20 protein-coding genes, 1 tRNA gene and 1 pseudogene are annotated in these 23,280 nt (G+C 31.7%); 8 read left to right on the forward strand and 14 right to left on the reverse strand.

The window, feature by feature from the left end; genetic code table 11:
* Positions 1 to 10: 10 nt before the first annotated feature.
* Together K8354_RS15965 and K8354_RS15970 are read left to right on the forward strand one after the other, a co-directional pair.
* Positions 11 to 982: a polyprenyl synthetase family protein gene (locus K8354_RS15965; protein ID WP_223442906.1), complete on the forward strand. Its 972-nt coding sequence runs from the start codon at positions 11 to 13 to the stop codon at positions 980 to 982.
* A 228-nt stretch (positions 983 to 1,210) separates the two neighbouring features.
* Positions 1,211 to 1,284: transfer RNA gene (locus K8354_RS15970), tRNA-Ile, on the forward strand.
* 182 nt (positions 1,285 to 1,466) lie between these two features.
* On the opposite strand, the gene K8354_RS15975 is transcribed toward K8354_RS15970, so the two are convergent.
* The gene (locus tag K8354_RS15975) at positions 1,467 to 2,123 is read right to left on the reverse strand and encodes a hypothetical protein (protein WP_223442909.1); all 657 of its coding nucleotides are present in this window, start codon (positions 2,121 to 2,123) and stop codon (positions 1,467 to 1,469) included.
* Positions 2,124 to 2,210: 87 nt separating this feature from the next.
* On the opposite strand from K8354_RS15975, the gene K8354_RS15980 reads away from it, so the two are divergent.
* Together K8354_RS15980 and K8354_RS15985 are read left to right on the forward strand one after the other, a co-directional pair.
* On the forward strand, positions 2,211 to 2,756 hold the full coding sequence (locus tag K8354_RS15980) for a hypothetical protein (RefSeq protein ID WP_223442912.1): 546 nt from the start codon (positions 2,211 to 2,213) through the stop codon (positions 2,754 to 2,756).
* 183 nt (positions 2,757 to 2,939) lie between these two features.
* A complete protein-coding gene (locus K8354_RS15985; RefSeq protein ID WP_223442915.1) occupies positions 2,940 to 3,605 on the forward strand; it encodes a DUF4468 domain-containing protein in 666 nt (221 codons plus the stop codon).
* 136 nt (positions 3,606 to 3,741) lie between these two features.
* Here the strand turns inward: K8354_RS15985 and K8354_RS15990 are convergent, their stop codons facing one another.
* From K8354_RS15990 to K8354_RS18740, 7 genes are all read right to left on the reverse strand, one after another.
* Positions 3,742 to 4,851 (reverse strand): YbjQ family protein, encoded by a 1,110-nt coding sequence (locus K8354_RS15990; protein WP_223442930.1) that lies wholly within the window; start codon positions 4,849 to 4,851, stop codon positions 3,742 to 3,744.
* A 485-nt stretch (positions 4,852 to 5,336) separates the two neighbouring features.
* Positions 5,337 to 6,152, reverse strand: coding sequence for a hypothetical protein (locus tag K8354_RS15995; RefSeq protein ID WP_223442932.1), 816 nt, complete (start codon positions 6,150 to 6,152; stop codon positions 5,337 to 5,339).
* A 91-nt stretch (positions 6,153 to 6,243) separates the two neighbouring features.
* Positions 6,244 to 7,143 (reverse strand): hypothetical protein, encoded by a 900-nt coding sequence (locus K8354_RS16000; protein WP_223442935.1) that lies wholly within the window; start codon positions 7,141 to 7,143, stop codon positions 6,244 to 6,246.
* A 145-nt stretch (positions 7,144 to 7,288) separates the two neighbouring features.
* The gene (locus K8354_RS16005) at positions 7,289 to 8,221 is read right to left on the reverse strand and encodes a hypothetical protein (RefSeq protein WP_223442938.1); all 933 of its coding nucleotides are present in this window, start codon (positions 8,219 to 8,221) and stop codon (positions 7,289 to 7,291) included.
* Between the two features lie 42 nt (positions 8,222 to 8,263).
* A complete protein-coding gene (locus K8354_RS16010; protein ID WP_223442940.1) occupies positions 8,264 to 9,424 on the reverse strand; it encodes an alpha/beta hydrolase in 1,161 nt (386 codons plus the stop codon).
* A 27-nt stretch (positions 9,425 to 9,451) separates the two neighbouring features.
* A complete protein-coding gene (locus K8354_RS16015) occupies positions 9,452 to 11,170 on the reverse strand; it encodes an alpha/beta hydrolase-fold protein (protein ID WP_223442943.1) in 1,719 nt (572 codons plus the stop codon).
* A 71-nt stretch (positions 11,171 to 11,241) separates the two neighbouring features.
* The gene (locus K8354_RS18740) at positions 11,242 to 12,297 is read right to left on the reverse strand and encodes a helix-turn-helix domain-containing protein (RefSeq protein WP_302850515.1); all 1,056 of its coding nucleotides are present in this window, start codon (positions 12,295 to 12,297) and stop codon (positions 11,242 to 11,244) included.
* A 747-nt stretch (positions 12,298 to 13,044) separates the two neighbouring features.
* Between K8354_RS18740 and K8354_RS16025 the strand changes: the two genes are divergently transcribed.
* Positions 13,045 to 13,263 (forward strand): hypothetical protein, encoded by a 219-nt coding sequence (locus tag K8354_RS16025; protein WP_223442946.1) that lies wholly within the window; start codon positions 13,045 to 13,047, stop codon positions 13,261 to 13,263.
* Positions 13,264 to 13,323: 60 nt separating this feature from the next.
* A complete protein-coding gene (locus K8354_RS16030; RefSeq protein ID WP_254713027.1) occupies positions 13,324 to 14,325 on the forward strand; it encodes a reverse transcriptase domain-containing protein in 1,002 nt (333 codons plus the stop codon).
* 94 nt (positions 14,326 to 14,419) lie between these two features.
* On the opposite strand, the gene K8354_RS16035 is transcribed toward K8354_RS16030, so the two are convergent.
* The 5 genes and pseudogenes from K8354_RS16035 to K8354_RS16055 form a co-directional block, all read right to left on the reverse strand.
* A complete protein-coding gene (locus tag K8354_RS16035; protein ID WP_223442947.1) occupies positions 14,420 to 15,328 on the reverse strand; it encodes a helix-turn-helix domain-containing protein in 909 nt (302 codons plus the stop codon).
* Positions 15,325 to 15,822, reverse strand: coding sequence for a hypothetical protein (locus tag K8354_RS16040; RefSeq protein WP_223442950.1), 498 nt, complete (start codon positions 15,820 to 15,822; stop codon positions 15,325 to 15,327). The genes K8354_RS16035 and K8354_RS16040 overlap by 4 nt, the downstream gene beginning before the upstream one ends.
* A gap of 12 nt (positions 15,823 to 15,834) precedes the next feature.
* The gene (locus K8354_RS16045; RefSeq protein ID WP_223442953.1) at positions 15,835 to 16,650 is read right to left on the reverse strand and encodes an SDR family oxidoreductase; all 816 of its coding nucleotides are present in this window, start codon (positions 16,648 to 16,650) and stop codon (positions 15,835 to 15,837) included.
* Between the two features lie 889 nt (positions 16,651 to 17,539).
* Positions 17,540 to 18,493 (reverse strand): Fic family protein, encoded by a 954-nt coding sequence (locus tag K8354_RS16050; protein ID WP_223442955.1) that lies wholly within the window; start codon positions 18,491 to 18,493, stop codon positions 17,540 to 17,542.
* Positions 18,494 to 18,670: 177 nt separating this feature from the next.
* Positions 18,671 to 19,381 (reverse strand): annotated as a pseudogene (locus K8354_RS16055) (transposase); the annotation flags it as partial.
* 240 nt (positions 19,382 to 19,621) lie between these two features.
* On the opposite strand from K8354_RS16055, the gene K8354_RS16060 reads away from it, so the two are divergent.
* Positions 19,622 to 20,593 (forward strand): IS110 family RNA-guided transposase, encoded by a 972-nt coding sequence (locus K8354_RS16060; protein ID WP_223442962.1) that lies wholly within the window; start codon positions 19,622 to 19,624, stop codon positions 20,591 to 20,593.
* A gap of 81 nt (positions 20,594 to 20,674) precedes the next feature.
* The gene (locus K8354_RS16065; protein WP_437440132.1) at positions 20,675 to 21,499 is read left to right on the forward strand and encodes a reverse transcriptase domain-containing protein; all 825 of its coding nucleotides are present in this window, start codon (positions 20,675 to 20,677) and stop codon (positions 21,497 to 21,499) included.
* Positions 21,500 to 21,612: 113 nt separating this feature from the next.
* Here the strand turns inward: K8354_RS16065 and K8354_RS16070 are convergent, their stop codons facing one another.
* Positions 21,613 to 23,223, reverse strand: a complete 1,611-nt coding sequence (locus K8354_RS16070) for a hypothetical protein (protein WP_223442965.1) — start codon at positions 23,221 to 23,223, stop codon at positions 21,613 to 21,615.
* Between the last annotated feature and the right edge of the window lie 57 nt (positions 23,224 to 23,280).

Consider the following 23,280-nt stretch of genomic DNA (forward strand, 5'->3'; position numbering starts at 1 on the left):
AAATACAGATTTGGAGATTTTACATTATCAAAAAGCATTTTTATCATATTTAGAGTCTAAAGATTGGGTACAAGAGCCGAAGAATTTATACGAACCGATCGATTATATTCTACAATTGGGAGGCAAAAGGATTCGTCCCGTGTTAACTTTAATGGCAGCAGATATTTTTTCTGATGATTATCAAAAAGCATTGCCAGCAGCTTTGGCGGTAGAGGTTTTTCATAATTTTACTTTAGTACATGATGATATTATGGACGATGCTCCTTTGCGAAGAGGAAAGGCAACCGTTCATGAAAAATGGGATATCAATACAGGAATCCTTTCTGGAGATGCGATGCTTATTTTAGCGTATCAATATTTTGAAAATTACGAAGCGGTTACGTTTCAAAAATTAGCAAAATTGTTTAGTAAAACAGCTTTAGAAGTTTGTGATGGCCAGCAATTAGATGTAGATTTTGAAACCAGAACTGATGTTTCAATTGATGAATATATAGATATGATTCGTTTAAAAACATCGGTTTTAGTTGCGGCAGCCTTAAAAATGGGCGCCATTGTTGCCAATACGAATGATGAAAATGCAGATTTAATTTACGATTTCGGATTAAATTTAGGCTTGGCTTTTCAATTACAAGACGATTATTTAGACACTTTTGGTGATCCAGAAACTTTCGGAAAACAGATAGGTGGAGACATCATCGAAAATAAAAAAACATTTCTGTATTTAAAAACATTGGAGGTTGCAGATATAGAAACAAAAAAGAAGTTGAAATATTATTACCGAAGAAAGTTAAAAGAGAATACTATTAAAATTACGGATGTAACGAGAATTTATCAAATAAATGATATTCCTTTTTTAATGAAGCAAGAAATTGAAATGTACACCGAAAAAGCTTTTGAGACGTTGACCAAAATGAGCATAAGCGAAGAGAACAAGCAAAATTTAAAAGATTTCGGATTGTGGTTGATGAAAAGAACGGTTTAATTGAAAAACATCTCCTTTTAGGGCCACATAAAGGTTGCTGTTTAAATTCTTACCCCAGAATCCAGGGGATTCTAAATAAAGAATTTACTGCTTTGATTGTTTTAACATAAAGAAATACTTTTATAGCTGTGCGTATTCATTAGCATTGTATCATAAATTCTTTATTTATTCTTCAATTTTATTTGCAAATAATTTAAAAATAATAGTACATTTGCACCCTAAATTATAGGTCCTATAGCTCAGTTGGTTAGAGCACCTGACTCATAATCAGGTGGTCCATGGTTCGAGTCCATGTGGGACCACGAAACAAAACCTTAACTATCTTTTAATAAGGAAGTTGGGGTTTTTTGGTTTTGTGATTTGTACGATTTTTGCATTGTTAGTAAGTTTATTTGTGTTTTCAGTTCATTTTTATCAAAAACCCACATCGTTTAGAGCGGTAAGTTGTATAATAAAATAAATATACTTTTTCTTTAAAATAGTGCTAATATAATATTGAATAAATTAAAACGGTAAAAGAAATAATTATTGACAATAGGCTAAATGCACAACCTTTAGGCTCTTTAAATTCATTTGTCTTTTTAGTGTTTAACTCTCTAATTAAGTCTCCGTTTTTATCTCTTTTAGCCACTTTTGTAATACTACAACCACAACCGCTATTTAGAGTGCATACTTCTGACGCAATTTTACATTCATCAAAAAAATTATTAATTGAATATCTTTTTTTACTTAAAGAATTAGCATATTCGCATCTTGGATGAGGGATTAAAGCTATTTCCTGTTTTATACCAATTTTATCATTTTTTGCTTCCTCTATATAAACTTTGTGAGACAATCTATGAAACTTGTTTATTTCTTCTATTGAACCACCTTCTTCTCTTCTAAAATGAGCCATACAATTATAAAGAAAAAATGCGTTTTGATAAAAAAGGCTCTCATCATTCGATGCTTGAAAAATATCTCCATTTTTTAAAATGGCTTTATTAAAAAGTAACCATAAATAATCGTGAAAAAAAACACCATTATTTGTGTGCCAGTTTTCATAAAGTCTCAAAACCTCTTTTTTAGAGTATATTTCTAAAATAATAGGATAGTTTGTTAGAAAAGAATCAAGTTTCTCTAGGCTGTACTTACTTTTCATAATAGCTTTTTTTCAAAGGTATAAAATAAAGTTGTTTTTAAAGCTTCATTTTGTAAATTACGTTCAGAAACTAATAAAAATAAGCCTATGAAAATTTTCACTACATTACTAATCTTTGCTGTTTACTTAAATTCTTTTTCTCAAAACTCTAAAACTGAATACAAAAACTTTAAACTTCAAGAAAATAAAACACTAATTTGGCAAAAAGTATTTGAATTTGATGCATCAAAAGATTCCATAGTTAAACTTTTGAAAGCTTTTAAATCTTCCAATAGCTTTATAAATAAATTAGATTACAATAACTATTCTTTTAGTGGTACATCTAATTACAGTAAAATTTCTGATATGAATGGAATGCCCTTAGGTGTTCAAACAGAATTTAATTGCTTTATCAAAATTGATGTTAAAGAACAAAAACATCGAATTACTATTTCTGATTTAAAGTTTAAACCAATAACTATAGATTTTGGCGGAATTGAAACGAATAATAGTTTTAGCATTGAAGATATTGCTGTACGAAATAATTATCACGAAATTCGGAAAAATAATACTGCTCGTAAAGTGCTTACCAATCTAAATAATGATTTACTTAATTTATTAACTCTAAAAGAAAATAAAAATGAAGATTGGTAAAAAACATCTATTATGATAAAGAAAATTATTGAAAATATTTTCGAAGTGTTCGAGGTGTACTATTGCAAATTTAACAGCTTAAAAGAAGTAAGAAACATTAATAGCTTTAATTATGTTTTGACTAATCAAAAACAAATCAATTATTAATTTTAAATTTGATAACTATTTAAAATTTACTTCAATATGAAAAAGTTAATAATAATTACAACTTGGATATTTGTAACCTCAACAATAAATTGTTATTCGCAAGAATATGAATATCAAGATAAAATTATTATTGGCGTTTTTGATGTTAATAAAAAGAATAAGACAGAAATTTTCAATTCAATTAGTAGATGGATTGCCTTAAATTATAATTCTGCAAAGGATGTTGTTCAATTAAAAAATACCGAATCTGGAGTTATTGTCGTAAAAGGGATTAATGAGTCTACTTTTAAAAATGCAAGAAAGGAGTTTTATAAAGATGAGTATCAGAATGAACTGGGAATAATTAAGTTTAACCATACAATGGAAATAAATGTAAAAGATAACAAGTTCAGAATAATTTATACTTTAACGGATGCTTATACACCAAATGGGTTTAATGATATTAATGCTAACGCAGAAGTAATGCTTGGTTTTGATATGGTTGAATTTACAGGATTAAAACAAGAAAAAGTTGATAGGTTCAATAGCTGGGTTGAAGAGATTTGGAAGATTGCTTGGATTAGTAAAAAGAAAAGAAAAAAATTCAAAACAACAACACATCCATTTTATGAGGGTGTCATTAAAGGCGTTAAATTAGATATAAAATCAACAATGACTTCGATTTACAAAAATGTAATTTCAACAAAAAAAGACGAATGGTAATTTAAATAGAATTTCCGCCTTTGTCATTAGGAATAAATAGAACTTATAAACATTTTATGTTTTAGCTTAAAAGCCCGTATAAATTTGGTTTCTTTATTCTTTTGATAGGCTTCGAGATCTGAAAAATTAAAAATTACTAAATACTTTTAATATTTTTAGAATTTGCTAATTCCTTTATTAAAAGAATTTTCTTATTTAAATAATCTTTCACTTTTTTAGGAGTTAGGTCTGCTCTAGCAAATCCATATTTATCTTTTTTGCAATAATGACATTTAGCTAAATCCATTTCATTCGGTTTTTGGCATTCGCCACATATCCAAACTTCTTTTTCGATAGATTTTAAAAATTGTTTTACAGTGGTTGTTTGTATTTGTATTCGTTCTATAAAACTTACGTCAATTTTTGAAATTAGATTTTCAATTTTTTCAATATCATCTATTGTGTAATATGACTTTTCAAGTGTAGATAAATGAAGTCCTATTTTTTGTGCATCCAACTTGCTACTCTCTATTATTTTTATTGTTTTGTCATAATCTAATAAATAAAGTTTTTTAATGATTTCAACAATATTTAATCCAGTTTTAAAATTGGTTTGTTCAATATAATCGTACAAATAAGAAGTACTTATCTCTGCATCCAGAAGACTAAAATAATCGTAAAGTTGTTCTAAATAAACTTTTAAATTTTCTTCGGAATATGCGAACCGCTTTTCAAGTCTATCTAATAAAAAGGGTATTACTTCAACTATTTTATTGTCAATTATAAATTTCCAATTATTATCAGTTAATTTTAAAGATTTATCTTCTAACATTTCTAACAACATCAACCTGTTTTCTAAAAATTCAATGTCTTCGGGATATATTTTGCCGTCTTGTTTTTTAATTACTTTCTTTTCTGCTGTAATACTTTCCCCTAAAACAGCAGTTCCAATTGCAGTAATCATAAACATTGATTTTCCTTTGCCTGATATTTCATCAATATCTACTTTTAAACCGATAACACAATTTCCACCAACCTCATAACAAGATTGTTTAATCTCACTTATTGCATCATTATAAATAGACTTTAATCTTTTTTGATAGGATTCTGACTTTCCACCAATTAAATCAGTAATTCCTCCTAAGAAATCACTAAAAACATTAGTTCCAAGGACTGTATGTGCTGAAATAGGTTTAATGTGCTGAAGTATTTTTATGCCACTTATATTTTCCGTAGTTGATACTTTAATATCTTTATATCTTTTCATATTTTTTTTTATAAAGATATAGATTAAAAATAATATTTAGTATTGAATTCTGAAATATGGTAAATGTTTATACGCCAAAAACTAAAATCCTTTCAATATCTTCAGTTGAAAAATGATCACTTTCTTTTATCTTTTGCTTCTTCTATACTGTTCGACATAGTTATTGGTTTTGGCATCGTTTCAAATCTGTATAACCAAATAGTTAAGATGCTTAAAATAGCTTTGATCCATTAAGGATTCATTTACTGCTTCATTCTTTGCAGTGTCTACACACGAACATAAAGTAAGCAGTAGGAGGATAGCTAAATGTTTTTTCATTTTGTTTGATTTAATTGATTACAACAAATTCTTTACCCGGATTTGCTGAATTTGTTTTAAAATATTTTGAGCCATTGCTTTGTTCCGTATGTTTCAATAGTCTTCGTTTATTTTGGAGAATTCTACTAATTCTTTATGCTCTGGTTTTTGTTCAGCAAGGCATTACTTTAATTGTAGTATTCTGAAAGTATTATTTCAGGAGACTGTTTTTCAATCTTATTTTTAATGTAATACCTGTGGTGGTACCCTACAATCAGTACAAATTTTTGTTTCGGCATACTGTTCATTGTCCTGATCGTATTCGCAACCATGGCATTATTCCTCTCATAATGTTCGAACTGTTCCCATTTGTTAAAATAGTCTTTTAATGAGATAGAATCACCTCTCGCATCCAACATGAGCTTATTATACTCATCTCTGGCGTTTACAAGTTTTTTCATTTCTGTATACTGAATTTGTTTTGCCTTCTCAAGGAGTTTGTCGGTGTACTTAGTGTTCAAGGCTTTCAGGCTCTCTGAAGATAAACTGTCCATCTGCATCCAATATTGAGCAAATTGATCCCAAATTTCTTGTTGTTGATTAGAAAACTGACCTGATCGTGCCATTTCATTTAACTTCTGGTAGACTTCATTAGCCTGAGGGAATAATCCAATTTCCACTCTGTATGAATTTCTACCTTCAAATTCAATTGGCCGTATCGATACATCAGGATGTTCTTTCAAATACCTTTTAATGGCCAGAGATTCATTTTCCTGGTCGTCAAATAGCGGTTTGAAATTGTCATCAAATGCTGTTGAATCTCGTTCCAGTAATATGACATCCGGTTTTGCCATTTTAATCGCCTGATAAATGGAGTCTGCGTTAACACCAGGTGTAGGAAAATGAACAGTTCCTATAATAGACAGTCCTTTAGATAATTCATTATCGCTGGATTGGCATCCAATTAAAACGAATATTAAGATAACAGTTATAAAAATTCTCATAGTAATTATTTAATCAGGTTTATATAATAATTGCTTGTAATTCTTTATTGTAAATAAAAGTGGAAAGTGAAGTATATCAAATGTCCAAGTCTTATTCTTTTAGTGCATAACGCAGATTAGGTACATCTAGAATTAATGTTTTGTCCAGAAATAATTTGTTTCCAGTCATTCCCCCTAAGTCACCACCTATGTTTGCTGCCTTCAAAACAAAAGCTTGTAACTTATTAGGCCATTCCATATATGTAACCGTAGTAAGAGGTATTTTTATAGAACCAAATTGAAACTCTCCATCGCTTTTAATATTATGCGCAGGAACCTGTGCCCCCCAAGAGGATATCATAAAAGATTCCATTTCTGCCCCTGGGGCTGCCAAGTCCCAAAATGTACTTTCTTCTACAATCAATTCAAACATACTTGAGCCAGAGTCGTACCATAATTCTACCGGCCGTTTATTTAATTGAGCATTGAGAAATATTTTACGGCCATCAAAGGTAAATGGCAAATAGTCGTTTTCTGTTTTTACTTTTTGGTCTTCAGAATTAGTAAGTGTAATCTGTTGATTTTTAAAATCCATAATCAACGGGTTTTTCTCTATAAAATCGTTTCCCACAGTACCGATAATTACAAATGAATCCTCTTCCCAATTAATTTTATTACCTAATCCCCTAAAACCTAAAGACTTTGCATTTACATCTACGGTGCCCACTTTTAGCTTGGCATTCATTGCCCTTACTTTTCCATCTATGGTATCTATTTTGAAAATATTACCATATTTCTCATTTATGGAAAGGATAGGATTATAGTACAATACTGTTGAAACCGCCCCAGTATCAAACTGCATATAAAATGTATGATCTGCTCCTGGAATACTTATTGGAACATACATGGAGCCATGAGGTTCAATTTTATCTTCAAGCTTGTGACTTCTCCAAATAAAATCAATAGGTTCACCCAAGTTGGAAACGCTTAGCTCATTTGGTGGAGCAGTCAAGAATTTATTTTTAAAGTAAAAGAAGCTGATGATCCCACCAGAAAGGATAAGGATTAATAAACCAAAGAGTATTCGTTTAAGTAGTTTCATTTTTCTTGGATTAAAAATTATGTAGGTTATGCCATTAGGCATCAAGATATCCATATTATTGAACACCAAACTTTTGATTTTTATAATCAATAATGATGGTATTATTTGTAAAGTAAGCGTTTCCAGTTATCCCCCAAATGCCGAGTTGTTTAAAACCATTTTCAAATTGAGCATTATCTAAAAAATGAACATTTGTTTCAGGTAATTTTATCCCTGCAAATTTTACATCAGTATTCACTTTACTGGAATAAACAGCCATTAGATTTCCCCAACTATTAACACTAATCGAATCAATGATTTTACCATCAGATATGAGTTTAGCATTGTTTCTAACAGTGAGTAAAGAAAACATGCTAGACCCCGTATCGAACATTAGCATCTCTTTGTTCCCATCGATATCAAAAGGAATCAATATTCTTCCATATTGCATTTTAAAGTTTTCGAAGTTCGATTTGCTGTATGCATTCGGTAGTTCTTTATAAATACAGATTTTTTTATTAGGATAATCAATTACCAATACTTTGTCCTGAAACAAATCAGGACCAATTGTACCAATATGTTTAGAGGATTTTGTCTGCAAGGAATCTACGGTGTAGACATCACCATAATTAGCAAATAAACCGATATCAATAGTTTTGAATTGTACATCACCCATCTTTAAATTTACTCCGCTTAACTTTATGTTTTTTTTGTTTTGGATAACAAATGTTTTAGTTGAGTCAATTTTGTTTTTTAATGATGGATATTTAACCATATAGGGTTGAATCGAATTTCCATAAAGAGTGGTATTCACAGCCCCAAGATCAAGTTGCATTGTAAATTCATACGGTAGAGCATCAATACTAACAGGAATGTTCAAGGTTACATTGGGAATGTACCTTCCATCAACCGTAGCACCATTCATGGTAAAGTTAAAACATCCGTATTCTTGACTAAAACTATAATTAGTAATTAGTGTGAAGATTATGGCAATGATTATTTTTTTCATAAGATTGAGGTTTAAGAGTATTTATTAACAGGGCACTTGTATTTAATTACCCATTCGATCACTATAGGTTTCAATTTCAAAAGAATACGTCTGCCCTTCTTTTGGTCGGATTACACTATTGAAATTATTAAAACCATTTGCCGATTTCACCCAGGCATCTTTATCCCAACTTCCACGAGTGAACTTAAATTCAGCCATATCTTTTAATGAAAGCTTAATTTCTCTTTGAAACGCTGATATTTTATTCATCTTTAATACTTCAGGTATCCAGTTGCCTAAAACCTCTTGATTACCCGTTATAAAAAGCTCATCATTTTCATTTGGCACTTTGGCTCTTATGGTAATTGAATAAGATTCATCACTAAACTCAGCATGTTGTTGCGGTAGAATTGTAGCGAAGTATTTTCTTAAGGCTGAGTTTACACTTGTGCCAAAATTTGACAAATGATCTTCATTAGGAAATTGCTCTACCAAAACCTGAACATTTGAATTTTCAGGAATTTCATTCAGCACTTTATACGCTCTTTGATTAGCAGATTTCCATCCTTTCCACTTTTGTTCGTCATTTTCTTCTGAATGACTCAAATAGATAAACTTGCTGCCCTTGAATTGATTAAAATCGAAGTCTTCTAAGCTTTTGGCCAAACGTTCCTCTTTGTAAGAGAGGTTAGGGGAAATTGCTATATAATTATCAAAAAGTGTTGGGTCATTTACTAAGGAATGTATAACAAATGAACCTCCTAAAGAATGTCCAATAGCTGTTCTATGTCTTCTAGTACGATAGTTATCTTCTACATAAGGAATGACTTCATTTTTCACGTAGGCTAAAAATTTATTCTGATTTCCGTAAGAACCTTGGTCAGTGATATCAAAATCTTCTGGAAGAAAATCATGATTTCTGGCATATACAGGATTTTCAATATAAGTTGCTGATATGCCCACTACAAGTGCACCTTTATGACTATCGCCCTGTAAGATTTCTGAAAGTGCACTTACATATTTTGGGAATGCTGAAGCCTGTGCGTCAAAAACATAGAATACATCATAATATCGATTTAAGTATTCTTCATACCCCAGAGGTTTGTAGATAGATATCTCTCGGGTTTGAGACAACTCTTTGGAAAATACCTTGATTTTCTCCACTTCTTGAGAAGTCATTGAGATGCTTAGTAAGCATAAAGCTATGATTAATAGATTTTTCATTGTAAAATGTTTTTAGTTTAAAGTAATTTAAATGCTCAATTGCTTCATTTCATCCAAATCAAAAAGCTTGTTTTTGAAGTACTTGTCAATACAATATTGTTTTGCTTTTTTACCTTCTTTTTTGAAGATGTTATGCTCTGCAGATAAAGTTGCAATGAGAAAGTTCAGTTTTAACAAGGTAGTTTTATTGCCTTTTTCCCAAATTGTGTTTTTTGTTGCGTAATCTCTGCTTTTTATCAATAGTGTTACCAATTTTTTGTACTCTTTCAATTGCTTGTATCCATTAACTATGTTATTAAAATTTCCAAAATATACTTCATTTTCAACAGTAATATCTAATTGATTAAATGCTTTTTCATATTGCTCCATAGCTTTACTAGTAGATTTTGAGTGATAATAAAAATTTCCCTTGTTCATAGCATCAAAACCTCCTGGTTCTTTTTTTACTTTATTTTTCCATAGTTTATGAGTTTCTACAAATTTTAATAACGCATCTAATTCATTTACTTTTTTATTGCTTATGATGTTCATCAAATGACTTTCTAGGTGACGTGAACTATATTTTATATCTAAACCGTATAGATTTCTCATATCAGCTATATAGTTATCTCTGTAATCGTAGAAAGTTTTATATTTTTCTAAAACCTTGTAGTCTTTATAAACAAATCGTATTCCATCAAATAAACTTTCAGGAACTAATGAATTATGGTCCTTGGAATACAAATTCTTTTGAAATTGAATCTTGGGATTTGCATTTGTATTGTACATTTTTTCATACTGATCACCAGCCTCAATTCTGTCAGTTGAATCGTAAGAGGCATTGGCTACAAAATAATAGAAAGGATTACCATTGTAGTTTTTAAATGCTTCGGCCATTCTTGTGTCCACATCTTTATTTTTTCTTTTACCGAAGAAATTGGTAGATATTGATAGAAATCCTCGAAACGGATTGTCTTCCTCTAGAAATAAGTAGTGATTGTATTCAGCGCCATTAGAATGGCCTATCATGACATTAAATCCAGAAGTACTGTATTGTTGGTTTATGTAAGGAATCAACTCTTTGAATAAGAAGTTTTTAAACTGTTGTCCAGTCTCTTCATATAAAACATCCAGATCTTTATTTCTATTGGATTCTCCATTGCTGTTTCCGTGAATTATTCCTATCAATATGGTTTCTGGAACAATTCCATAAGGATCACCTGCCATGCTTTCTAAATAGTTCTTAGCTACTTCAAAGTTTCTCCATTCACCATCGGTGATATAAAATACAGGGTATTTTTTCTTTGGGTCGTAGTTGTTGGGTAGTGCAATTTTAATTTGTCTACCACCACCCAAAACATATTGAGAAGGTAAAAATTCAATTTTATAATCTAAACCTAAAGCATCTCCGTCAAGAGCATTGGACCATCCTTTAATGGTGAAGATGTTTTTTGATTCTGATGATTCTAGTTTCTGGTTTGGATTGTTATTTAAAGTCTTTATGATTCCTTCAGAATTCCAATCTCCTTTTGTAAATTTAAATTCAGCTGGATAGGTAAGATCTATAGAAATGCTTCTCTCATAATCAGATATTTTTTCCATTTTCACGTGATTAGGATTCCAATTTCCGAATGCCTCCTGATTACCCGTTATATAAACGTCGTCAGTTTTGTTCGGTACAATTACTTTGATTGTTTGTGTCGCTTGACCAAAAACCATTGCTGTTAAAAACAACATGATTTTTAGTGTGATTAATTTTTTGTCCATTTTGATTGTTTTTTGAACAAATTTAAATGGCGATGTAAGAAAATTCAGGAAAACCGCGGATGATTTGGGGGCTAATCCTGGGGGTGATTTTTAAATTTGGCTACAAATTCCGCACGATTGCTCACTTCTAATTTGGCGTATAGATTGCGAATATGCGTTTTTACTGTATTTAAGGAAATGAAGAGTTCCGCAGCAATTTCTTTATTGGTTTTATCAGCAACCATAAGCTCGGCTACCTTTTCTTCCTGAGTGGTGAGACTAAAATCTACTGGAGTCTGTTGTATAGTTCTAGCTTGTTTTAATTTTAGGAACATTAATAGAATACCAGCAAAAAACAAAAGACATAAAATAGCTAAACCATAACTCAACTTTTTAAAGAAGGCCAATTCTTCTCTGGTTTCAGACTTATACAGATCATCCAAAAAGGATTTATACTGTTGTGCATAAAATGAATTATCATAATAGTTATTAAGTTGACCTAGAAGTTGAACGTAGAATTCTGGGTCATTGTTCAAGTCTTTTTTAAATGAATTTTTTGGTATGCTTCCTAGCAAAATTAAAGTAGTTAAGGGATGTGTTTTTTTCTCAATTACAAAAGACTTTAATTCCCTTAGATATTGCTCAGTAGTTTGACTGTTTATTTTCTGATTGTTAAAATCTGAGAATTCTTGGCGTAGTTTTTCAGTATACGATCCATAGGCTTTCCATTCTTTGTTAATGGGGTTGGTATTGCGATTACTGGAAAACCAGAATTTACTATTCCTTTCAAAGACGATGGTATCTTTATTGGAGAAAATAAAATTATCAAAGTTCTTAAGGTCCTCCATATCGTATTTTTGTACACCCTCAACATCTTCATCTAAATTGGCATATATACGGTAAAGTGCATGCTTGTCTGATAGTAAACTTCCTTCAAAAGAAAAATAGCCCAAACTATCAGTTAGTGTTGAAGTAATAATTTGGTCAGGTGAAATGCTGTTTACCTCATCAAATTGTAATAAACATAGATATACTCGTTTGTTTTTCTCTGGAGTATCTAGATATCCAGAGATAGAATATTGCCCATAACAGTAATTCCCTAATAAGAATATAATGAAAGGTAAAATTCGCTTAAGGTAAATACTCATAAAGAATAAAATCTGTTTTTTCAAATGACGGTTAAAAATAGTTAAATCATTTGATAAAAAAAAATCGAGCGAGAGCTCGATTTTAATTCAAAATTCGTGTGTAAATTTTGCCAACGGTTAGTATATGAAAAGTAGACGATTTTGAAGCACCAAACTTTCGGCTAAGCACAAAGTTCGATACGAGCGAATACCCTTGATATTATTGATATTTCGCCTATTTTTTATAGCCATTGTGTTTGCCCAGCATGGGCGTCTTTAATTTATCGAAAGATAAATAATTAATCTAGAGGGTGCAAGTCCCTTATGGGCAAGGGTAACGCTTTGAACCATTAGTAAGTCGCAAGGTTGTTAACCGCGAGGTTAGAACTGAAGGAAGCGGAACTACAAAACTCGGTACTGACGAACAGAAACCGTACCTGCCTGCCGGCAGGCAGGTACAGAGGCATAAGTATTTGGGTAAGCAAGCACATCATTGTAACGCCCCACGAACACCAAAAAGGTACTTATGCAGATACGGCAGGAATTGAGAGAAAGAAGATGCCATTACCTGAGGAGGTCTCTAGAGCCACGAGTTGGTTGTATAGAGAAGTCAGCAGAAGTCATAGTACTTACAGGAAATGAGGAGGGAAAAACCCTCACGGTCTCACAAGTAAGGAAGGACAGAACATTAAATTACGTTGCAATTCGACTAGGAGGCATTGCTAGCCTAGTCTTAGCGCAACAGGAGTAAACAAATTATTTAAAACTATGATTGCCCAAGTATTAGAAGCTACGAATCTTTATAAAGCAGCACGTCAAGTTATGCGCAATAAAGGAGCAAGCGGAATAGACAGTATGTCTCATCAAAAACTCCCTGAATACATTAGGGAAAATAGGTCAGAACTACTGCTATCCATTTGTAATAATAGCTATGTACCACAAGCAATTTTAGGAGTAACGATCCCTAAAGGAAAAGGTAAAACTTGACTTTTAGGAATACCAACGGTAGTAGACAGATGGTTACAACAGGCAGTAAGTCAGCAATTAATGACTAAGTTCGAATACGAATTTGAAACCTTTAGTTACGGATTTCGCCCACATAAGAACATCCAAAAAGCAGTACTACAAGCCCAGCAATACATCAATGATGGCTATCAGGATATTGTAGATATTGACTTAAAAGGATTCTTCGATGAAGTCGACCATTGCATCCTACTACAACTTATTTACAACAAAGTACAATGCTCAACCACCTTGCGTTTAATCCGGAAATGGCTTAGAGTTCCCATATCAATACATGGAAAACTCCATAAACGCCGAAAAGGAATTCCGCAAGGCAGTCCAATAAGTCCCTTACTGTCTAATATTATATTAGACGTTCTGGATAAAGAGATGCAAAATCAAGGTTTACGATACGTTCGCTATGCGGATGATTTTAGTATATATGCTAAAAGCAAAAGCGAGGCAAAACGAATAGGAAATAGCATTTATTTGTTTCTTAGAGACAAATTAAAACTACCTATAAACAAAGCCAAGAGTGGTATACGCAGACCTGTAAATTTTAAATTGCTAGGACACGGTTTTGTGCCAATCTATAAGAAAGGTATAAAAGGGCAGTATCAACTAGTAGTAAAACAGGCAAGTTGGGAAAAGTTTAAGCGCAATCTTAAAAGTTTAACCAAGAAAACCAAACCAATGTCTTTATTAGAAAGACTCGAGCGACTAAATCAAGTTTGCAGGGGTTGGATGAATAATTACCGATTAACAAACATTTATGCTAAACTTAAAAAGTTGGATGAATGGTTGCGAAATAGGTTACGATATTGCATTTGGCACGATTGGAAAAAGCTAGAGAGGAAACGTAAAAACGGCATTCAATTAGGCATCGAAGAAGGACAAGCGTATGCTTGGAGTAGAACAAGAATGGGAGGTTGGGCAGTAGCCCAAAGCCCTATACTTAAAACTACAATTACCCTTTCTAGGCTTAAAAGAAAAGGTTATAAACCAATGATAGATTACATAAATAAGCAGCAAACTTCAATTTGGTGAACCGCCGTATACGAGACCCGTACGTACGGTGGTGTGAGAGGCGCACTGGCTACCTTTGGTAGTCAGCCGTCTACTCGATTAGCAGTAGGCTTTTTTAATTTAAGTTTCTATATTCCAGTGGTGTTTTACCTGTTTTTTGTTTGAATAGTTTATTAAAATATTGTGGATATTCAAATCCTAAACTGTAAGCAATTTCATTGATGTTTTTTTCTGTATTTATCAAATAAGTTTTTGCTTGTTCTATTAGGTAAAAATGAATATGTTCTTGAGCGTTTTTACCTGTTTCTTTTTTTAATAGGTCGCTTAAATAACTAGGCGATAAATTTACCTGTTCAGCTAAAAACTTAACGCTTGGCAAACCTTGTTCTTTTACATTAGTTGTAGCAAAATAATTATTTAAAATGGTTTCTATTTGAGCCATAATCGACTTGTTTGTTTGGCTTCTTGTAATCATTTGTCTGCCATAAAATCTTGAACAATAATTCAATAATAATTCAATGGTTGAAACAATAATGTGTTGGCTATGCACATCAATATTTTCTTGAAGTTCGGTCTGAATTTTTTGGACACATTCAAATAAAATATTTTTCTCTTTGTCTGAAAGATGAAGTGCTTCTGATACCTCATAATTAAAAAAGCTATAGCTTTTCAATTTGTCATTTAATGAAGTTGCCCTAATTAAGTCAGGATGAAAAAACAAACCCCAACCCATCATATTCTCATTAGGTTCAATTTCATTATCAATTTCAATAGTTTGGTTAGGTGCAATACATATTAAATTACCGTCTTGAAAATCTATTGCTTTTCTGCCGTATTTGATATTGTTTTTGCAATAGTTTTTAAACATGACTGAATAAAAGTCAGTAGTGATTTTAGAATATTCCTCAACTTGCTCACTTACTTTACTAAAATCTAAAACGGCTACTAACGGATGATGACTATTGCCTAAATTGAATAATTTATATAAGTCTGCAACGCTATGAAGATTGATTATTTCTTTCATTTTTTCTCAACTAATTCTTTTAAATGTTCAATATAAAAGTGACCACGTTTTTCAGCAAAGAAGTCTAAAGATAGTAAAACAGTACATTGTATAAAAAGTCCCAAACCAAAGCCTTTCCAAAATCCATAACTTGATAAAGCATACATTAAAATGATGCCTAAAAAAATCATTGAAATTTCAAAATAGCGATAGTAAACAAAGTTTTTAATCACTTTCTCCATTCGTGGAATTTCCTCTGATTGAATTTTATGGGGTTCATTTTTTAAGATGGTCTCAACTCTTAAATTGTCTATTGGACTTCTCATAAAAATTGTTGTCCCAATAACTATTTGAATGATTGAAAAAAACACTAACGGAATGGCTAAACCTTTCCAAAAACTTTCTTTCATAAAAAAGAAAAAGTAGACCGATAAAATGATAGCGAAAACACCGAAACCCATAAATAATAGGCTTTCGGCTTTTTCGGCATTGAAATATTTTACAATTGGATCCATGTTTCTACTATTTTAAAGTCTAAATTGTGATTTGATACCGCCAATAAATGTAGCATCATCATATTGGTTACGGTTTGCCATAAGCATTTTAGCATCTTCTCCAGCTGTATATCTTAATTGATTTTTTCCATCTGTTGCCGCTTCAAATATTACTTCTGCCACCACACTTGCTGGCGAAGCATTTTCTCCCATTGTGGGCATTGCTGTCATTAATGCACCTACAATTTTTTGATATTCAGCCATAGATTCATCATTACTAAAATCAAAAGACCTGCCAGAAAAATCGGTTGCAATCATACCTGGTTCAACAATTTTTACTTGTCCACCAAATTGTTCTACTTCATAGTTAAGCGACTCAGAAATACCCTCAACTGCAAATTTTGTTCCGTGGTATAATGAACCCAATGGAAAAGTCATTTTGCCTCCTATAGAAGAAATATTAATAATAATGCCTTTTTTGTTTTTTCTAAAGTGTGGTAAAACGGTCTTGGTGACATCTAAAAGTCCAATAACATTGGTATTGAATTGTCTTAAAACTTGGTCTCGACTAAATGCTTCCAATGGTCCATATGCACCATAACCAGCATTATTAAGCAATACGTCAATGTTGCCAAATTTTTGAAGCCCTTCTTTAAATGCATTTTGAATGGAAGCTACATCTAAAACATCAAGTTGGGAGACCAAAACATTTGCTAATTGTTTTAATTCCTTTTCCTTATCAGGGTTTCTCATTGTAGCAATTACATTCCAGCCCTTAGATTGAAATAACTTTGCAGTTTCTTTTCCAATGCCACTACTTGCACCTGTAATTAAAATTGTCTGTTTCATTTTGTTGAATTTGAAATTATTAGGGTGCAAAGTTGTTTTTTTATATTGGTTGTTAGATAATACAAATTCAGGATGTTTGTATTCTTTTTGCGGATTTTTGGTCTCAGCTTACTGCTAACGTGTTTGTGTATGATTTCGTTGCGTGTTTAAGCACTAAAGTTAGCAAATAAATCACAGATAGAAAGTCCGCGAGGACTTTCGTAAGTAGGCTTTAACTAGCAATGAATTATACACCGTGTGTGTGCCCAGCATGGGCGTCTTTAATTTATCGAAAGATAAATAATTAATCTAGAGGGTGCAAGTCCCTTATGGGCAAGGGTAACGCTTTGAACCATTAGTAAGTCGCAAGGTTGTTAACCGCGAGGTTAGAACTGAAGGAAGCGGAACTACAAAACTCGGTACTGACGAACAGAAACCGTACCTGCCTGCCGGCAGGCAGGTACAGAGGCATAAGTATTTGGGTAAGCAAGCACATCATTGTAACGCCCCACGAACATCAAAAAGGTACTTATGTAGATACGGCAGGGATTGAGTAAAAGAAGATGCCATTACCTGGGGAGGTCTCTAGAGCTACGAGTTGGCTGTATAGAGAAGTCAGCAGAAGTCATAGTACTTACAGGAAACGAGCTGTGAATAGAAATCACAGAGGACTCAAAAATAAGGAAGGACTGAACGTAATTCTCTTCAAAATTCGTATAGGAGCACTAGTGGTAGCCTATGCCTAAACTAGAAGATAGTGCCGAGGGTGCAAAGAGCTTTGGTGTGATGATTTACGAACCGCCGTATACGAGACCCGTTTGGTTTATCCTGAGCTCAGTCGAAGGGTACGGTGGTATGAGAGGCGCACTGGCTACCTTTGGTAGTCAGCCGTCTACTCAATTGTACCCAGTTATTTTAAACGGTAAATTGTTTTATTTTTTTCTCCAATTTTTTCAAATAAGCCTAATTCAGCTCCTTTTTTTAAATCTCTACTTGCTGTCGCTGAAGAGATGTCTTTAAAAATATCCATATAATCTTTTCTTGTAAATTCAGTTTTATTCAATGAAACATAATATTCTAATCTGTCTTTTTCATTTAGTGTTCGATTATTAAAATCTAATAATTCACTAATTGAAATGTCAATTACATTTAGCATATATTCAATAAACTTAGTCGATTTCCCCGATTTATCAGATTCAGCCAAAGCTTTATAATATTTGTCTTGGTCTTTACTAATTAAAGTTTCAAAAGGCAAAAACTCAAAGATTGGATATTTTTCCATTAAAATTAAAGTTTGCCATAATCTTCCCATTCTACCATTTCCATCTAAAAATGGATGTATGAATTCCATTTCGTAATGGAAAACACAACTTTTAATTAATTCAATTTCATTAGACTTTTTTAAATATTCAAAAAGGTTTTTCATTAAGTATGGAACATTTCCAAAAGGTGGTGCTAAATGCTCAACTTTTGAGCCTTTTACAATTCCGACACTTTGATTTCTATATTTTCCGGAATTTTCAATTAAACCTTCCATTAAGTTTTGATGTGCTTTTAAAAAGGACTTTTCATTAGAAGGATTGTATTCTACTAAATTTTCATAGATTTTAATTGCATTTAAAACTTCTAGAACATCTTTTTTGGGACCAATAACTCTTTTGTTTTCTAAAAGAGCTGTTATTTGTTCTTCAGTAAGTTTATTTCCCTCTATTTTTAAAGAAGAATGGATTGTTTTGATTCTATTCTGCTTTCTTAATTTAGGTGAAGGTTTATTTAATAAATTAGCATTTATTTCCCCTATTTTTTCCGAAATTGAAGTTATTAACTTTAAAATAGAAGACGTTATTTCGTATGGTGGTTTCATTTTTGATACTATCATTTGATACTATCAAATATACAATCATTAATCTAAATTATCTTATGTAAGGGAATTTTTTAATTGGGCACAACGTGAGTCTGTGCAGAAACCTGTTTTAAAACTAAAATAAGTGATATTTACTAAATAAACTGTTTTTAAGCGACTTTAATTTTGCTTTTTGCTTTAGAGAATAGTTAATCCAACATGTTTTTTTGAGCTTAAAACAGCTTTAAAAAGTCGATATAGGTTAAAAAAGTAGTGTAAAATCCCTTTTAGATTGGTTTTTAGGTCTTCTGGCGAAAAAATAGACATGAGTCTTCTAAGGTTGTAGCAAATCATCATGATGTTTACTTCGGACAAGACATTGTTGTTGCCTTTCATAAGTGTATAAGTGAATCCCCACTGTCTTTTTAACGTTCCAAATTGATGTTCGGTAACTTGTTGTCTTAGTCGGTAATAGTTTGGGTTCTCATTGACTCTTTTTTCGTTTTCTTCAAGGTCTTCTTGGTAGATAGATCGCTCAATGAATCGTCCGTTTTTATTCTTTGTACATAGTGCTCTTAACTCACAGTTTTTGCAAGCTTGCCTGTTTTTATAATGCTTTACTTTATGATTTGCTTTTTTGTAGACCGTGCCATTGGTTCGTAAAGTTTGGTTTGCAGGACAAGTGTAATAATCGTCTTGTTTATTATAGCGAAATATTTGCATGTCAAACAAGCCATTTTTTTGCGAAGAATGTGCTTTTGGTGATGAAAACGTACTGATGTTGTTTTGAGAGCAAATAGCAATATGTTTTCCCGTTGTATATCCTTTATCGGTGAGGACATTCATGGTATCCAGTTGCAATAGTTCCTTGGCGTCAAGTGCCATTGGAGATAATGCATGTGTATCGTTTACCGTACCAGTACTGTCTTAAGTTAGCATTTTAATAAAAACACTAAATTAGACATATAAATTAGAAAGAACAAAAGAGGGGATTAAGGTTATTATATACGCAGAAGCTTTAGACTTCGTCAACATTGAAAATCACCTCTCTTTTCTACACAGATTTCGTACAGTTCTATGAGGCTTTTTAGACCTCGATTTTAAGTCGTTGAAACTCGCGTAGTATGTCCTTTCAAAAAACATTTTCTTATGAATAAATATATAAAATATTTTGGAATTGACATCAGCCATTTAGTTTTTGATGTTACAGATTCTGATGGTAATTACTATCAGTTTAAAAACAGTTTAATTGGATTTAAAAAATTCATAAAACTCTTGGATTTTAATAGTCATTGTGTGATGGAAGCTACCGGTTATTATCATTATCAATTAGCGTATTATTTACAGGAGAATAGCGTTGTATTATCCGTAGAAAATCCATTGTCAGTAAAACGTTTTATTCAGATGAAACTATCTAAAATAAAGACAGATAAAAGTGATTCTAAACTTATTTGTGAATACGCAAAACAAGTAGATTTAAAGCTTTGGCAAGGAAATTCAAAACATCAATTAGAATGTCTTCAAATGACTAGATTACTTTCTGTATATACAAAGCAGAGCACTATGTTAAAAAATAAATTACACGGAGAAGCTGTTTTAGGGCAACCTAGTAAATTAGTTGTTACTTCATTAAAAAGGAGTTTAAGACAACTCAAAAAAGAAATAGATACTATAGAAGAAAAGCTTTTATTGTTGGTAAATGAAGTGTATAAAGATGTTTTAACACGTTTGAAAAGTATTCCAGGAATAGGAAAGAAAACATCCTTAATGTTAGTGGTTTTAACTGATGGATTCGATCGTTTTAAAAGTGGCAGTGAGTTATGTAGTTATGCAGGATTAACCCCTATGATTAGGCAAAGTGGATCTAGTGTAAATGGTCCAGCAAGAATTAGTAAAATAGGTAATCAAAAGCTGCGAAACTTATTATTTATGTGCAGCTTTAATGCCTGTAAATATAATAAAGCTTGTAAGGCAATTTATGATAGAATAGTCGCAAAAGGTAAGAGTAAAAAATTAGCTTTAATTGCAGTTTGTAATAAGCTATTAAAACAGGCATTTGCCATCGCAAAATCAGGATTAATTTATGATGATGGTTATAAAAGCGTGTTAGTGAAAAATTAACGAGATTTTACTTGTTTTTTACCACAGTACTTCTTAAAAGGATTCTTCGATGAAGTCGACCATTGCATCCTACTACAACTTATTTACAACAAAGTACAATGCTCAACCACCTTGCGTTTAATCCGGAAATGGCTTAGAGTTCCCATATCAATACATGGAAAACTCCATAAACGCCGAAAAGGAATTCCGCAAGGCAGTCCAATAAGTCCCTTACTGTCTAATATTATATTAGACGTTCTGGATAAAGAGATGCAAAATCAAGGTTTACGATACGTTCGCTATGCGGATGATTTTAGTATTTATGCTAAAAGCAAAAGCGAGGCAAAACGAATAGGAAATAGCATTTATTTGTTTCTTAGAGACAAATTAAAACTACCTATAAACAAAGCCAAGAGTGGTATACGCAGACCTGTAAATTTTAAATTGCTAGGACACAGTTTTGTGCCAATCTATAAGAAAGGTATAAAAGGGCAGTATCAACTAGTAGTAAAACAGGCAAGTTGGGAAAAGTTTAAGCGCAATCTTAAAAGTTTAACCAAGAAAACCAAACCAATGTCTTTATTAGAAAGACTCGAGCGACTAAATCAAGTTTGCAGGGGTTGGATGAATAATTACCGATTAACAAACATTTATGCTAAACTTAAAAAGTTGGATGAATGGTTGCGAAATAGGTTACGATATTGCATTTGGCACAATTGGAAAAAGCTAGAGAGGAAACGTAAAAATGGCATTCAATTAGGCATCGAAGAAGGACAAGCGTATGCTTGGAGTAGAACAAGAATGGGAGGTTGGGCAGTAGCCCAAAGCCCTATACTTAAAACTACAATTACCCTTTCTAGGCTTAAAAGAAAAGGTTATAAACCAATGATAGATTACATAAATAAGCAGCAAACTTCAATTTGGTGAACCGCCGTATACGAGACCCGCTTGGTTTATCCTGAGCGCAGTCGAAGGGTACGGTGGTGTGAGAGGCGCACTGGCTACCTTTGGTAGTCAGCCGTCTACTCGATTAGCAAACGTTATTTTTTTATAAATTTTCTACTTTCATCTCCTGCTGTAAACTTGCTCTCTGTTATAATTTCAGATATTGGATTATCTAAAGGAAAACTGATTTGATTTCCATAACCACCTCTGTGCCAAAATCCATAATCTGTGAAATAATAATTTCCGTTTTCGCAATATACACTCCAAGTCATTTCATATTTTTTTCCATCCACTGTATATTCTCCAGTCCCATTTTCAAACATTTCTAAATCATACCAAGGGTAATTGGTTGGGTCATTTTGAGCTTCTTGTGTTATAATATTAACACTCCAACTACCAATAATTTGCGATTTAATATTATCCAAATCACTACACGCTTTAAAAATTTGTATAGGAAAACTACCACTAATTTCATTAAAATCATCTTTGTAGCTATAATTCAATTTCGTTTCAACGAACTCGTTTACTATGCTTTCGTCCATAATTTTTGCTTTTATATTTAGTTTTCCATCTTTAAATGCAATATTTTCTAAATTAATATTACTGCTTTCAATTGTAAAAGTCGCTTTACTAAAAAATAAATCATTAACATTTTTTGTTATTTCAGGATTAGAATCTGTTAATTCAGAAATTTCAAGTAAACTAATATTTGAGAAAAATAATTTATCATTTACAAAACTTATTGCCGAGTTTATTTTTTCAATAGCTAAATTATAAACATTTTGGTTAGAGAAAAATTTAGAAACATTACTATTGTTGTTATCTGTATCAGAATTAATTAATGCTCTAGATTTCGATTGCAAAGCAAAAGATTTTTCTATCTCATTATATAGAATTAATTCAGATTTCTTTGAACTTTTTGAAGCAAGGTCAGAATTTATTCCGTCTATGATAACATTTAGTTTTAAAATATTTCTATTAGCAAAATCTCTTTTTAAATCTTTTGCGACATCAAAAGCAACTATTGCTATTCCAGCTGCTATTGCTTTCGTTACTGGTTCAGGGTTTAGAATGGCTACAGCAGTTCCAACACCACAAGCTAATACAGCTGAAACATATTTTAAAAGTATTTTGATATCTCCTGCATCTACAGAACTTTTACCCGAACTTTTATTTAAAAAATCTCTGTTTAAAATTGCATCAAATTGATTTTGATTTGCTTTGTAAAATTTAGCCATTATAATTTTTTCATCTTCTGATGTATTTTGAAAATAGTTACTCAAATTTTCAAAATAGTTTTTGACATTATTTGAATTGTTAGCAGTTAATAAGTAATTATCAACATTTGTAAAATAAGTTGAAATATTTTCTTCGGGAGTTCCTAATAATTCTGTATCTATAATTTCATACTTAATTTTTAAATTATTTAAGTTTGGAATTTCTAAAATATTTTCTCCAATTTCGGAAGAATTGGGTACTGTAAAAGTTAATTCTTTTTCATCAGTTTTGTAAAAGAGAACATTAATGTTTCCAATCTTACCAGAATACTGTTCTTGAATGATATTGTCATTAGTAATTTTAACTAACGATAGTATTTTTATAGTACCTCCTTCAATAAAACTTTCTTCAGGTTCAATTATTGGGTCATCTTTACTACAGCTGTTAAATAAAGTTATGATTGTTAGAATGTATAAAAGTCTTTTCATTTTAATAGGTTTTAATTTTCAAATTTACTTTTTGTTTTTTTTAATTACAATACCTAA

Origin of the sequence: Polaribacter litorisediminis (genome assembly GCF_019968605.1) — a bacterium.
In the GTDB taxonomy this organism is placed as follows: Bacteria; Bacteroidota; Bacteroidia; order Flavobacteriales; family Flavobacteriaceae; genus Polaribacter; species Polaribacter litorisediminis.

Excerpts from the sequence above, each read along its gene's own strand:
- K8354_RS15975 (WP_223442909.1), bottom strand. The coding sequence starts at position 2,123 with ATGAAAAGTAAGTACAGCCTAGAGAAACTTGATTCTTTTCTAACAAAC.
- K8354_RS15980 (WP_223442912.1), top strand. The coding sequence starts at position 2,211 with ATGAAAATTTTCACTACATTACTAATCTTTGCTGTTTACTTAAATTCT.
- K8354_RS15985 (WP_223442915.1), top strand. The coding sequence starts at position 2,940 with ATGAAAAAGTTAATAATAATTACAACTTGGATATTTGTAACCTCAACA.
- K8354_RS15990 (WP_223442930.1), bottom strand. The coding sequence starts at position 4,851 with ATGAAAAGATATAAAGATATTAAAGTATCAACTACGGAAAATATAAGT.
- K8354_RS15995 (WP_223442932.1), bottom strand. The coding sequence starts at position 6,152 with ATGAGAATTTTTATAACTGTTATCTTAATATTCGTTTTAATTGGATGC.
- K8354_RS16005 (WP_223442938.1), bottom strand. The coding sequence starts at position 8,221 with ATGAAAAAAATAATCATTGCCATAATCTTCACACTAATTACTAATTAT.
- K8354_RS16010 (WP_223442940.1), bottom strand. The coding sequence starts at position 9,424 with ATGAAAAATCTATTAATCATAGCTTTATGCTTACTAAGCATCTCAATG.
- K8354_RS16015 (WP_223442943.1), bottom strand. The coding sequence starts at position 11,170 with ATGGACAAAAAATTAATCACACTAAAAATCATGTTGTTTTTAACAGCA.
- K8354_RS18740 (WP_302850515.1), bottom strand. The coding sequence starts at position 12,297 with ATGAGTATTTACCTTAAGCGAATTTTACCTTTCATTATATTCTTATTA.
- K8354_RS16025 (WP_223442946.1), top strand. The coding sequence starts at position 13,045 with ATGATTGCCCAAGTATTAGAAGCTACGAATCTTTATAAAGCAGCACGT.
- K8354_RS16030 (WP_254713027.1), top strand. The coding sequence starts at position 13,324 with ATGACTAAGTTCGAATACGAATTTGAAACCTTTAGTTACGGATTTCGC.
- K8354_RS16035 (WP_223442947.1), bottom strand. The coding sequence starts at position 15,328 with ATGAAAGAAATAATCAATCTTCATAGCGTTGCAGACTTATATAAATTA.
- K8354_RS16040 (WP_223442950.1), bottom strand. The coding sequence starts at position 15,822 with ATGGATCCAATTGTAAAATATTTCAATGCCGAAAAAGCCGAAAGCCTA.
- K8354_RS16045 (WP_223442953.1), bottom strand. The coding sequence starts at position 16,650 with ATGAAACAGACAATTTTAATTACAGGTGCAAGTAGTGGCATTGGAAAA.
- K8354_RS16050 (WP_223442955.1), bottom strand. The coding sequence starts at position 18,493 with ATGAAACCACCATACGAAATAACGTCTTCTATTTTAAAGTTAATAACT.
- K8354_RS16060 (WP_223442962.1), top strand. The coding sequence starts at position 19,622 with ATGAATAAATATATAAAATATTTTGGAATTGACATCAGCCATTTAGTT.
- K8354_RS16070 (WP_223442965.1), bottom strand. The coding sequence starts at position 23,223 with ATGAAAAGACTTTTATACATTCTAACAATCATAACTTTATTTAACAGC.